Here is a 12,731-nt window from a genome sequence, read left to right as displayed (position 1 = left end):
GGCCGCGGCGGACGCGATGGGCGCGCGGCGCGGGGCGAGCGCCGGGCTTCCCGCCCGCGCCGACGAGGCGATCGCCGAAGCGCGGCGGATTCTCGCAGCCGCGGCGCAGGGCAGCGGCGCTCCGGAAGCTTGACACCGGAATGGTGGGCTCTAAACCCCGACCGGCTTTCCAAGGGGCGCCCATTAAATGGCAAAGATTACCTTCATCACCGTCGACGGCACGCGCTACGACGTTACGGCGGATAGCGCTTCGACCGTGATGGAGGCGGCGATCAGGAACGGCGTGCCCGGCATAGAGGCCGAATGCGGCGGAGCCTGCGCGTGCGCAACCTGCCACGTCTATGTCGACGAGGCGTGGCGCGAGGCGACCGGGGAGCCCCAGCCCATGGAGGAGGACATGCTGGATTTCGCCTATGACGTCCGGCCCGGCTCCCGGCTCTCGTGCCAGATCCGCGTCACGGACGCGCTTGACGGACTTGTCGTCCGCGTTCCCGAGCGGCAGGCCTGAGCGGCCGGCCGCACCGATCCCTGGAGCTCTCATGCTTACGAACCTGGTCGAGACCGACGTCGTCATCATTGGTGCGGGGCCCTGCGGGCTCTTCGCCGTCTTCGAACTCGGCCTCCTCGACCTCAAGTGCCACCTGGTGGACATCCTGGACCGCCCGGGCGGCCAGTGCACCGAACTCTATCCCGAGAAGCCGATCTACGACATCCCGGCCTGGCCCGAGATCTCGGCGCAGACGCTCGTCGACAAGCTGATGGAGCAGATCCGCCCGTTCGGGCCGGAATTCCATTTCGGCGAGATGGTGACGGAACTCGAGCGGACGGAGGAGGGCTTCCGGCTGCGCACCGACGGCGGCACGACCTTCCGCTGCAAGGTGGTGGTGATCGCGGCGGGCGGCGGCTCCTTCCAGCCGAAGCGGCCGCCGATCCCCGGCATCGAGGCCTACGAAGGCAAGAGCGTCGTCTATTCCGTCCGCCGGATGGAGGATTTCCGCGGCGAGGACCTCCTGATCGTCGGCGGCGGCGATTCCGCGCTCGACTGGACGCTGAACCTGCAGCCGCTGGCGCGCAGCCTGACGCTGGTGCACCGGCGTCCCGAGTTCCGCGCCTCCCCGGATTCGGTGAAGAAGATGTTCGCGCTCCGCGATGCCGGGGAGATCGCGTTCGAGCAGGGGCAGGTTGCGGCCGTGAAGGGCGAGGGAGGGCAGCTCGAGGCGGCGATCCTGAAGACGCCGGAGGGAGAGCGCGAAATCCCCTGCACGCGCATGCTGCCCTTCTTCGGGCTGACGATGAAGCTCGGGCCGGTGGCGGAATGGGGGCTCGATCTGCACGAGAACCTGATCGCCGTCGACACGGAGAAGTTCCAGACCTCCGAGCCCGGCATCTTCGCGATCGGGGACATCAACTGGTATCCCGGGAAGCTGAAGCTGATCCTTTCGGGCTTCCACGAGGCCGCCCTGATGGCTCAGGCCGCGAAGCGCATCGTCAGTCCGGGCGAGCGGATCGTGTTCCAGTACACGACCTCGTCCTCCGCCCTGCAGAAGAAGCTCGGCGTGCTCTAGGCGCGGCCTGCGTCAGATGCGCAGGGCGGCCTTCGCGATCCGCGAGCGCACCGGCTTCGGCAGCGCATAGAAGGCCCGCTTCAGGCCGGGCCGGAGCCGGCGGACCACGAAGCCGAGATAGAACTCGCCGCGCCGGCTGAGCGGGACGGCATATTCGTGGACCTCCACCTCGGACGTCTTCCAGTCCGATTTGTGCTGCGAGCGCGGCGACATCATGTCGTAGACCTGGATGCCGTGGCCGGCGCACCATTCGATGACGAGCTGCGCGAGGACGTTGCCGGCGCCGTGCCTGGCGAACCTGTCGCTGTAGGAGCTCATGTAGAGGAAGAACTTGCCGGCCTCGACCAGGCCGACCTCGTAGGCGATCGGCTCGCCGCCGACGGTGAGATGCGCAACAACGAGCCGCACCTGGCCGGTCGCGTCGCCGAGCTGGCGCGCGAGGTCCCGGAAAAGCGTGTTGGTGCGCTCGTCGACATAGGCCGTGCTGACCTTCCCGGTCGCGGTGAGCCAGGCCCGCTTCATGTCGATCGCCTTGGCGAGCCAGTCGCTGGCCGTCTCCGCGTCGTCGGAGACCGCGAAGCCGACCTCGCCGTCGGCCTCGAGCATGCGCATGCGGCGGCGCTGCTCGCGCACGAGCTTCGGCTTCAGGCGCTTCATGTAGGCCTCGAACCCGTCGGGTCCGATCTCAGCGCGGGGAGCGCCTTCGGACTCGACCGGCTCGAACCGGGAGAGGAGGTGGACAAAGAGCGGGTTATCCGCGCGGAGCTGGGAGAAGCGGAGAAGGTCGGGCCGCTCCCCGGAAACGAGCGCCGCCTGGGCCTTCGCCACGGCCTCGGCCTGGTTGCAGCCCGGATCGAGCATCATGCCGTCATATTGCGAGAACGGCCGGCCCGCGGCGCTCGCGACGCGGATCATGCCGCGCGTCGTCACCTGCAGCGGCCAGATCGCGACCGCCCGCCCGCCCGCGCGCACCACGATCGTCCTCAGCGTGCGGTCGAGCGCACCGGCGGCGAAGTGCTTCGCCCAGATCGAGAGGAAGTCGGGGGACTGGAAGACCGTCGAGGTCGACTGCAGCACCTTCAGGCGCTGCCAATCGGCGCGAAGGACCGCGTAGGCTTCGCTCCCGACGAGGACCTCGGCGCACATCTCCGCGGCGGGGCTCGCCGAGGCCGCGCGAGGCTCCATCTCCTGGCCTGTGATCATTGCACGCGCCGGCTCCGCCACGTGGCTATCCTTCCGCTGTTTGCAGCGGTTTACCCGAACTCCCTTCAGGAACGGTAAAGGGCGGGGGGCGGCGGCCGGGCGTGCCGCCATGCCGTCCCCCGCCCGGGAACTCACGCGCGCCGCGTCTCCGTGCCGCCGGCCAGGGTGGCGAGGCGATAAGCGAGGGGGCCGAGGAGAACGGGAACGAGGCTCGCGCCGAGCACGAGCAGCCAGCCCGCGAGGCTCGGCGCCGACATGCCGAGAAGACGCGAGAGGCCCGGCGCATAGACGGCCGCCGCGACCAGCCCCGCGCAGAGGGCGAGGGCGGCCCAGATCCAGGGATTCCGCGTGACCTCGTTGCGGAGAAGGCCGGCCGACCGGTCGCGCATGTTGAAGACGTGCCAGAGCTGCGCGGATGCGAGCGTGAGGAAGGAGATCGTGAGCGCGTCGCGCTCCGTCATCCCGAACTGCCAGAGCGCGAGGACGAAGGCGCCGAGCGTCGCCACCGCGATGAGGCCGGCATAGGCGCCGACCAGCACCCATCTGCGCCGGTCGAGGATCGGCTCCCTCGGATTGCGGGGCGGGCGGCGCATGACATTCGGATCGCCCTCGCCGACGCCCAGCGCGAAGGCCGGGAACACGTCGGTGACGAGGTTCAGATAGAGAATCTGAAGGGGCAGGAGCGGCAGCGGCAATCCGCTCACCGTTGCGATGCCGATCACCAGGATCTCGCTCAGGTTGCACGACATCAGATAGACGACGAACTTGCGGATGTTGGCGTAGATCACCCGGCCCTGGCGCATGGCCGCGACGATCGAGGCGAAGGAATCGTCGCTCAGCACCATGTCGGCGGCCTCGCGCGCGACCTCGGTCCCGCGCCGGCCCATGGCGATGCCGATATCCGCCTTCTTGAGCGCGGGAGCATCGTTCACGCCGTCGCCGGTCATCGCCACCACGGCGCCTTCCGCCTGGTGGAGTGCGACGAGATCGAGCTTCGCCTCCGGGCTCACCCGCGCGAAGATCGCGGCCTTGAGCAGGCGGTTGCGTTCGATGCCGGCGCGGTGCTCCGGGTCGAGAATCTGCGAGGCGTCGATCGCGAGCGCGTCGTCGTCCGCAAGTCCGATCTCCGAGGCGATGCTGCGCGCGGTCACCGCATGATCGCCCGTCAGCATCACGACGCGGACGCCTGCTTCCCGGCAGGCCGCGATCGCCTCCGCGACGTCGCCGCGAGGGGGATCGATCAGCCCGACGAGCCCGACCAGCGTGAGGCCGGCATAGGGCTCCTCGGTCTCGGACCGCGCCTGCCGCATCGCGAGCGCGATGACGCGCAGCCCGTCGCGCGCCATCGCCTGCTGCCGTTCCGTCCAGTCGCGCCGGCCACGCTCGTCGAGCGCCTGCAGCCCGCCCTTCGCGATGACCTGCGTCGCGCGCGCCACCACTTCTTCAGGCGCGCCCTTAACGGCGACGAGCAACCCGTTATCGGACCTATGGAAAGTCGCCATCATCCGGGTGGCCGTGCTGAAGGCTTCCTCCCGCACCTTCGGAAGCCGCGCGAGGAGATCGTCCTGCTCCAGCTTCGCGAGCCGGCCCGCCGCCAGGAGCGCCACCTCCATCGGGTCGCCGGACGCCGGGCCGGCACGGCCCCCCGGGCCCGCGGCGGGAAGGGTCGCCGCATTGCAGAGGACCGCGATGCGAAGGGCGGTCCGGAGCGCCTCGTCCGCGGCGGGCTCGACCGCCGCACCGTCGGCGGAAAAGGCCGCGCCGTCCGCATCTGCGTCCGCCGCGACGTCGATGTCCTCGCCGGGGAGGGCGATGCGGACGACCGTCATCCGGTTCTCGGTGAGGGTGCCGGTCTTGTCGGTGAGGATGATCGTGGTGGCGCCGAGCGTTTCGACGGCCGAGAGGTTCTCGATGAGGGCGTTCCGCCGGGCCATCCGCCACATGCCGCGCGCGAGCGCGACGGTGGCGACGATCGGGAGCCCCTCGGGCACGGCGGCGACCGCGAGCGCGATGGCCGTCTCGATCATGGCGAGGAGGCCGTGGCCGACATAGACGCCGAACGCGGCGATGAGCACGGTGAGCGCGAGCGTCACCCGGACGAGCTGGCCGCCGAGCCGGTCGAGCCGCTTCTCGAGCGGGGAGACGGATGCCTCCGCGCTCTCCGTCAGCGCGGCGATCCTGCCAAGCTCGGTCGCCATGCCCGTGGCAACCGCCACGCCGATCCCGGAGCCGCGGGTCACCGAGGTGCCCTTGAAGGCGATCGCCGTGCGGTCGCCGAGACCGGCCCCCGGCGGAGCCGGCTCCGCGGATTTCTCGACCGGCACGGATTCGCCCGTCAGCGCCGATTCGTCCGACTGGAGATTGGCCGTCTCCAGAAGCCGCAGATCGGCGGGAACGACGTCTCCGCTCTCCAGGAACACGATGTCCCCGGGCACGATCGCGTCCGCGGCGATGATCGCCGTCGCGCCGTCGCGCCGGACGCGCGCCCGGACCTGCGACAGGCGACGGAGCGCCTCCATCGAGCGGACCGCCCGCAGCTCCGTGAAATAGCCGACGGCGCCGTTGATCGCGAGAACGGCGACGATCGCGATGCCCTCGGCCCATTCCTCGAACAGGAAGGAGGCGATCGCCGCGGCCATCAGCAGATAGGCGATGATGCCGTCGAACTGCTCGCGCAGGATGGCCCACCTGCTCTTGCGGCGAGCCGTCGCCAGCCGGTTCGGGCCGAACGCCGCCAGCCGGCGCCCGGCCTCGGCCGCGTTCAATCCGGTCGCGACGCTGCTTTGGAGTGCCGCGAGGACGTCCGCAGCCTCGCGCGCATGCGCGTCCTCGATCGGCCCGGGCGGCATCGAAGGTCCGGCCTCGCCCCCGGTTTCGGTCACGCGACGATGTTCTCCGGGCGACCGGCGACGAAGGCTTCGATGTTGGCGCGCGTCGTATCGAGGATGCGCTCGACCGCCTCGCGCGTGTTGAAGGCGCTGTGGGGCGTGATGAGCACGTTCCGGAGCCGCAGCAGGATGTGGTCGGCGAGGAGGCTCTCCAGATCGTGCTCGCGGCTGAAGGCGGAACGGAGCAGCTCCGCCTCCTCACGGATCACGGGTTCCTCGGGAAGGACGTCGAGCCCCGCGGCCGCGATCCTCCCCGAAGAGAGCGCGCCGATCAGCGCGCGCACGTCGACGATCCCGCCGCGTGCCGTGTTGATGAGGATGGCGCCGTGCTTCATGGCCGCGAATTGCGGCTCGGAGATCATGTGGCGCGTGTGCCTGTTCGCCGGCACGTGGAGCGAGATGACATCGGCGAGCGCGAGGAGCTCGGCCAAATCGACATAGCGGAACCCGATCTCCGCCGCGGCGCCGGCGTCGGGCGCCAGATCGTAGGCGACCACCTCCATTCCGAAGCCGCGCGCGATGCGGGCGGCGTGGCGTCCGATGCTGCCGGTGCCGACGAGGCCGAAGGTCTTGCCCTGCAGGTCGAAGCCCTGCAGCCCGGCCTGCGAGAAATCGCCTCGCCGGGTGCGGTCGACCGCCTCGATGAGGCGGTGGCTGATGGCGAGGAGGAGGGCGAAGACGTGTTCCGCGACCGTGTTCTCGCCATAGGTCGGAACGTTCGCGATCGCGATCCCGCGCTCCGTGCAGGCCTCGAGATCGATGTGGTCGAAGCCCGTGGACCGGGTCGCGATCAGGCGGAGCCGCGGATGCGCCTCGATGACGGTCCGGTCGAGCTTCGAATAGATGAAGGTGGAGATGATCTCCGCATCGGCGTGGAATCCGGCCGTCCGGTTGTCCAGCGTGCCGCTTTCGAAGGCGACTTCGTGCTCCGCATGCAGCACCTCGAAGGCGGCGCGCTCCCACGGTTCGATCTCGAAGATCGCGATCTTCATCCGCTCGCTCCTTCAGCCGGCGCTCTCGACGCCGGATTGCCTTCGCGCGGGCGCCGCCGCCTTGAGGCCGATCAAATCCTGCCCGGCCGCGCCGAGCCGGCCGGAGCGGCGCCCGCCGGGCGGGAGGCTAGCGGGCGAGCGCCCGCATGGCGCCATCGAGCCCTTCCAGGGTCAAGGGATACATCCGGCCGCCCATGATCTGGCGGGTCGCGCCGATCGTCCAGGTCTGTCCCCAGTGCTCCCCGGGCACGGGATTGAGCCAGGCCGCCTTCCGGAAATGGCCGAGAAGGCGGGCGAGCCAGACCGCGCCGGCCTCCTCGTTCCAGTGCTCGACCGAACCGCCCGGATGCGTCAGCTCGTAGGGGCTCATCGACGCGTCGCCGACGAAGACGAGCCGGTAGTCGGCCGGATAGGTGCGCAGGATGTCCACGGTCTCGATCCGCTCGCTGCGGCGCCTTGCATTCTCCTTCCACACGGTCTCGTAGACGCAATTGTGGAAGTAGAAGTGCTCCATCGTCCCGAATTCGGAACGCGCGGCGGAGAAGAGGTCCTCCGTCTCCCGGACGTGCCAGTCCATGGAGCCGCCGATATCGAAGAAGAGCAGGACCTTGACGGCGTTGCGGCGCTCCGGGCGCAGGCGGACGTCCAGATAGCCGCGATGCGCGGTGGAGCGGATCGTCTCGTCGAGATCGAGCTCCTCGGCGGCTCCGGTGCGGGCGAAGCGGCGAAGCCGGCGGAGCGCGACCTTGATGTTCCTGGTGCCGATCTCGCGGGTGCCGTCGAGATCGCGGAAGCGCCGCTCCTCCCAGACCTTGGCGGCGCGCAGGCTGCGGTTCTCCGGCTGGCCCATGCGGACGCCCTCCGGATTGTACCCGAAGGCGCCGAAGGGCGAGGTGCCGCCGGTGCCGATCCATTTCGATCCGCCCTCGTGGCGGCCCTCCTGCTCGGCGAGGCGCTCGCGGAGCTTCTCCATGAGCGCCTCGAACCCGCCGAGGGCCTGCACGAGCGCCTTCTCTTCCTCCGTCAGGTAGCGTTCGGCCAGCCCCCGGAGCCATTCCTCCGGCACGTCCGCCGCGATCCCGTCCTCCGGCTTCTCGAGCCCCCTGAACACCTGTCCGAAGACGCGGTCGAAGCGGTCGAGATTGGCCTCGTCCTTCACCAGCGCGGCGCGGGCGAGGAAGTAGAATCCGTCGACCTGCTTGTCGGGGAGATCGGCCTCCATGGCCTCGAGCAGCGTGAGGTATTCCCGCAGCGTGACCGGAACGCCGGCCTCCCTGAGCTCGGTGAAGAAGGTGAGGAACATGGCGCGGCCGATCCGACGTCGGATCGCACCGCGCTGTCAAGCTTCGGCCGTCCCGGACGCCCGCGGACCGGGCCGACGGCGTCTACTCGATCGTGGCGAGGCGGCTCGACCTGGCATTCTCGAACTGCGAGAGGTCGAAATTCGGCAGCCCCATCGACGATGCCTCCTTGCGCGTGAAGCCCATCGAAACCACGGGAATGTCGCGGTCGTTCGCCCGGTCGCGGAACGAGAGGAGCACCCGCATCTGCATGTCGCCGACGGGCTCCGCCAGCATCCCGCCCTGAAGGATGCCCTGCGTCAGCCGCAGCGAGACCCCCGTCTCGGTCTGTGCGCCCATGATGTCGACCCCGTTGCCGGCGGCGCCGTCCATGAAGCTCCCGTAGAAGCGGTCGGTCGGCTCGTCGTAGTGGATCCGCGCGAGGACCGGAACGGAGAGCGAGCCCATCCAGCACTTGCCGCTCATGCCGAGCGTCATCTGCGTGCTGCTCGGATTGCCGTTCAGGGCGCAGTGGAACTGCGTCCCGATCTGAGGGCCGATCAGCAGCTGGCCGGTGCCGATCCATTCACCGCCGAAGCGCTGCATGAAGAGGAGCGCCTTCGGCGGGGCGGCCTCGGCGACCGTCGCGCTGGCGAGGAGGGCGGCGGCAAACGCGAGGGCAGGGGCGCGGAACATAGCGAACTCCATGGCTCCCGAACGACGAGTCTGCCGGACTCTATTCGGCCAAATCCCAACGGATCGTTAACCTTAGCCGCCTGTTAAGGCTGCCGGAGGGCGTCGCGTTCGCTGCCGGACACGAGCCCGGAAGCCAAGTCCTTGAGCCGCGGGCGTTCCTCCCGCAGGAAGGGGAGCGGCCGGCAGACATCCATGGCGGCGAGGCCGATGCGCGCCGTCATCAGGCCGTTCACGACGCCTTCGCCGAAGCGCGCGGAAAGGCGCGCCGCGATGCCATGGCCGAGCACCTGCTGCACGATCGTGTCGCCGATGGCGATGGTGCCGGTCACCGCCAGATGGGCGAACACCGCCTTGGTGAGCCGGAACAGCCCGAGCGTTCCCGGCCGGCCGCCATAGAGCACGGAGAGCCGCCTGATGAGCCGGACGCTTTCCCACAGCACGTAGGCGATATCGAGGAAGGCGCGCGGGCTGACGGCGGTCACCACCGAGACGCGGCGCGCCGTCCCGGAGATGATGGTGCGCGCCCGCACGTCGAGCGGGCGGACGAGATCGCGCTCGGCGAGCACCAGCAGGTCGCGGCCGTCCATCACTTCGGCCGCGTGGCCGGCGACCGCGCGCCGTCCCTGCGCGGTGTCGGCACGGCCGGAATAATGCGCGAGCAGCGCGGCGACCGTCCTGTCCGCCTCGCTCCGGTCGTTGCTCTCGGCCGCCTTGTCGGCGAGGAGGCGCAGGCGCGCGAGCCGCTTGAGCCGGAACACGCCCGCGACCTCCCGGCCGACGATCGCGAGAACGGAAAGGACGAAGAGGCCGGCAAGCGCGAGGGCGAGCCAGCCGAGCCAGTCCGCCCGGGCGAAGAGATCGCGGATCAGGCTGTCCACGGCGATGCCGATCGCGAGCGCCACGAGGGTGCTCGCCGTGGTGGCGGCGAGCACGCCCCAGCGGAAGCGCCGGCGCGGCGGATGGACGATCATCTCGACGGCGTCGTGGGCCTCGTCGAAGGACGGCTCGGCCTCCTCGAGCATCGTCTCGCGGATGCCGCCGAGGGCGGGATCGTCGAGCCGGTAGGCGGCCGGCCGTCGGCCGTGGCCGGCCGGGTTCTCGCTCATCGCAGCCTGTCCCCGATCAGATATTCGATCGCCTGGTCGAGCCGGATGTGCGGCAGCGAGAGCGTGGTGCCCTCGGCGGTGCGCTCCAGGCGCGGCGGCCGGAAGCGGAGATAGCGGAGCGCGAGCGCGTCTTTCGAGCGGGCGCCGGCCTGCGGCTCGAAGAGGCTGTCCGGATCGCCCGGCAGATCGCCCGGAAAGAGCGCGATCTCGGTGCTGCCGTCATAGGTCTCGCCGTCGACGGTCTCGCCGGCGAGCGGCGTGCCGACGAGGGCGGGCAGGCGCTCGGCGCCGCGCTCGATCGTCACCTCGCGGGTCGCGCGGACGGCGGCGAGCGGCATCACGCGCACGGAGGCGCCGGCGAAGGCGGCGCGCGTCGCGGCGTTCTTCGTGAGGCGCGCGAGAAGCCGCGCCAGATTGTCGTGATCGCTGTGATGGACGTGGTCGGCCTTGGTGGCGGCGAAGAGGATCCGGTCGATCCGGCGCGTCAGGATCGCGGTGAGCCAGCTCGCCCGGCCCGGCCGGAAGCAGGCGAGGACGTCGGCGAGCGCCGTCTCGAGATCGCGCATGGCGGCCGGCCCCGCATTGAGCGCGGCGAGCATGTCGACGAGCACGATCTGGCGGTCGAGCCGGGCGAAGTGATCGCGGAAGAACGGCTTCACGACATGGGTGCGGTAGGCCTCGTAGCGGCGCGCCATCATCGCGGCCATGGATCCCCTGGCCGGCCGGTGGTCGGGAGGGATGTCGAGCGGCGCGAAGGTGAGGGCGGGCGAGCCTTCGAGGTCGCCGGGCATGAGGAAGCGGCCGGGCGGCAGCATCGAGAGGGCGTGCTCGTCGGCGCGCGCGGCGCGGAGGTAGTGCGTGAAGGTCTCGGCGAGCTCGCGCGCGGCCGCCTCGTCCTCCGGCGCGTCCGCGCCGGTGCGGTGGAGGGCGGCGTGCCATCCGGCGGCGAGCGCGAGCCGGTGCGGCTCGCGGGAGAGCCGGACCGCCTCGGCCGACCATTCCGCGAAGCTCTTCCGCAGGAGCGCGAGATCGAGCAGCCACTCGCCGGGGTAATCGACGATGTCGAGGTTGAGCCTGCCGGGACCGAAGGTGCGCCGCAGCCCGCTCGCCGATTCGTACGCGATCGTGACGCGCAGCTCGCTGATCCGGCGCGTCGAGCGCGGCCAGACGCGTTCCGAGACGAGGTCGCGCACATGCGCCTCGTAGTCGAAGCGCGGCACCTCGTCGTCGGGCTGGGGCTGCAGGCCGGCCTCGGCCAGGCGGCCGGACGCGTAGGCCTCGAAGAGCGGCAGGCGCCCGCCATGGACGAGATTGTGGACGAGGGCGGTGATGAACACCGTCTTGCCGGCGCGGGAGAGCCCGGTGACGCCGAGGCGGACCGTCGGCGTGGTCCCGCCGACCAGGGCGCCGAGCACGTTGTCGACCGCGATCCGCGCCTCGTCCGTAAACGTCGTGATGGATGCCAAGCCCGTCTCCCCCGGCTCAGATAGGCGGCGCGCGGCCGCCTTCAACGAGCTTCGGGCGATTTGAGGTCGCGCGGGCGCAGAAAGGCGAGGAGCCTGACGGCGCCGGATCCGAGCTCGGCCCAGCCGCCGTCGAACTCGAAGACCGCGAGCGCGCCGGTCGGGTACTTCTCGGCCATCGCCTCGCGCTCCGGCGAGGGCTCGTCCTTCGCCGCCAGCGCAAGAGCGGCCTCCTCGATCGACGGGTTGTGCCCGACCACGAGGAGCGTGCCGGAATCGCCGGCCTCGGCGCGCGCGAGGGCAAGCAGCGTGCCGGATTCCGCCTCGTAGAGCTCGTTCACCAGCTTCACATTGTCGATCGGCGCGAGGTGCGGAAGGATGGCGTCGAGCGTCTCCCGCGTGCGTTCGGCCGGCGAGCAGATCACCGCATCGGGCTGCAGCCCGCGCGCCGCCATCGCCCGGCCGATCCCGGCGGCGTCGGAACGACCGCGCTCGGAAAGCGGCCGGGCGCGATCCGGAACCCCTTCCGGGCGGGCGGACTTGGCGTGGCGGAGCAGCATCAGGCGGGGCATGGGCCCTGCCTAGCGGGCGGCGCCTTCGGCTGCAACATCCGCGACCTTTCCGGAGCCCTGCGAAGGCCCGGCCGGCTCGAGCCCGGTGGCGAGGTGGTATTTCGTCAGCTCGTCGGGGGTGAAGAGGTAGAGCTTCGATTTCGGCGTCGCCATCGCGTGGACCCAGACCCGCGGATCGACGCCGAGCTCGTCGAGTAGGAACTGCGCCTCCGCGCTCACCCGCTGCGCCTGGTCCATGCCCTCGGAGAGCGAACCGATGGCGCTCTCGACGGCATAGACCTGGTGGACCCCGATCCAGGCCTTCGGATGGGCGATCCGCGTCGTTCCGCCCGCGAAGACGAGCGGGCACGAGGAGGCGCAGTAGCCGTCCTCCAGCACGTGCGTGGCAAGGCCCCCGGCGCGGATCGCGCGCGCCATCGCGACGGCGTCGGTGACCGAGCCGCCGGGCGAATGCAGCACGATCTCGGCAAGCCCCCTGGCGCGCGCGCCGCCGAGCACGGCCTCGAACATCGCGGCGGTGCCGGGCGTGATGGTCCCTTCCGCGTAGAGCGTTCCGCCGCTGCCGAAGCGGAACGTCATCGGCTCGGCCTCGCGGAAGTCGTGCGGCCGGTCGGGCGTGCCCCCGGGGAGCGCCTCGTCGGGCGCGACCGGGCGGGCGGCCGGCAGATAGGGGCGGACCTGGTCGTTCTTCTCGGGCCGGTCCATCCGCACCGAGGCGGGCGAGACGAAGGGCGAGAGCGCCTGCTGCCGCATCATGTTGCGGAGGTCGGCGTGGAGCATCACGGCGGTCGCCGCCACGAGCGCGCAGAAGGCGAACCAGACGAAGGTTCCCTCGGGCAGCCGCCGGCGACCGGTCCCGCCCATCAGGCGCCGGCCTCGCCGCCGCGGCTCCTGCCGGGTGCGAGCGTCGCGATCTTGCCGGGCGCCGCCTCGACCGGCGGCCGGGCGACCTCGCCGGGAGGCGGC

General features: G+C 70.8%; 11 protein-coding genes. 2 read left to right on the top strand and 9 right to left on the bottom strand.

All coding sequences use genetic code 11. The features are described from left to right. Positions 1–187 precede the first annotated feature (187 nt). A complete protein-coding gene (locus tag E4O86_RS19720; protein WP_161142266.1) occupies positions 188–508 on the top strand; it encodes a 2Fe-2S iron-sulfur cluster-binding protein in 321 nt (106 codons plus the stop codon). 31 nt (positions 509–539) lie between these two features. Next, positions 540–1,565, top strand: a complete 1,026-nt coding sequence (locus E4O86_RS19715) for an NAD(P)/FAD-dependent oxidoreductase (RefSeq protein WP_161142265.1) — start codon at positions 540–542, stop codon at positions 1,563–1,565. A 12-nt stretch (positions 1,566–1,577) separates the two neighbouring features. Here E4O86_RS19715 and E4O86_RS19710 read toward each other — a convergent pair whose 3' ends face one another. From E4O86_RS19710 to E4O86_RS19670, 9 genes are all read right to left on the bottom strand, one after another. After that, positions 1,578–2,768 (bottom strand): GNAT family N-acetyltransferase, encoded by a 1,191-nt coding sequence (locus E4O86_RS19710; RefSeq protein WP_161142264.1) that lies wholly within the window; start codon positions 2,766–2,768, stop codon positions 1,578–1,580. Between the two features lie 131 nt (positions 2,769–2,899). Then, the gene (locus E4O86_RS19705; RefSeq protein WP_343039197.1) at positions 2,900–5,650 is read right to left on the bottom strand and encodes a cation-translocating P-type ATPase; all 2,751 of its coding nucleotides are present in this window, start codon (positions 5,648–5,650) and stop codon (positions 2,900–2,902) included. Continuing rightward, positions 5,647–6,648 (bottom strand): hydroxyacid dehydrogenase, encoded by a 1,002-nt coding sequence (locus tag E4O86_RS19700; protein WP_161142263.1) that lies wholly within the window; start codon positions 6,646–6,648, stop codon positions 5,647–5,649. Before E4O86_RS19700 ends, E4O86_RS19705 begins: the two co-directional genes overlap by 4 nt. Positions 6,649–6,775: 127 nt before the next feature. Beyond that, a complete protein-coding gene (locus E4O86_RS19695; protein ID WP_161142262.1) occupies positions 6,776–7,951 on the bottom strand; it encodes a vWA domain-containing protein in 1,176 nt (391 codons plus the stop codon). Positions 7,952–8,033: 82 nt separating this feature from the next. Then, positions 8,034–8,624, bottom strand: coding sequence for a hypothetical protein (locus E4O86_RS19690; RefSeq protein WP_161142261.1), 591 nt, complete (start codon positions 8,622–8,624; stop codon positions 8,034–8,036). 83 nt (positions 8,625–8,707) lie between these two features. Then, a complete protein-coding gene (locus E4O86_RS19685; RefSeq protein WP_161142260.1) occupies positions 8,708–9,730 on the bottom strand; it encodes a YcjF family protein in 1,023 nt (340 codons plus the stop codon). Continuing rightward, positions 9,727–11,196, bottom strand: a complete 1,470-nt coding sequence (locus E4O86_RS19680) for a YcjX family GTP-binding protein (protein WP_161142259.1) — start codon at positions 11,194–11,196, stop codon at positions 9,727–9,729. The genes E4O86_RS19685 and E4O86_RS19680 overlap by 4 nt, the downstream gene beginning before the upstream one ends. Before the next feature lie 41 nt (positions 11,197–11,237). Next, positions 11,238–11,765 carry a SixA phosphatase family protein gene (locus tag E4O86_RS19675; RefSeq protein ID WP_161142258.1) on the bottom strand — a complete coding sequence of 176 codons (528 nt, stop codon included), beginning with the start codon at positions 11,763–11,765 and terminating at the stop codon, positions 11,238–11,240. Positions 11,766–11,774: 9 nt separating this feature from the next. Then, complete coding sequence (locus tag E4O86_RS19670) at positions 11,775–12,629, bottom strand: COG3904 family protein (RefSeq protein WP_161142257.1); 855 nt, start codon at positions 12,627–12,629, stop codon at positions 11,775–11,777. Positions 12,630–12,731 lie beyond the last annotated feature (102 nt).

Origin of the sequence: Propylenella binzhouense (assembly GCF_009866965.1) — a bacterium.
GTDB lineage: Bacteria > Pseudomonadota > Alphaproteobacteria > Rhizobiales > Afifellaceae > Propylenella > Propylenella binzhouense.
This window is presented reverse-complemented; position numbering and strand designations above follow the sequence as displayed.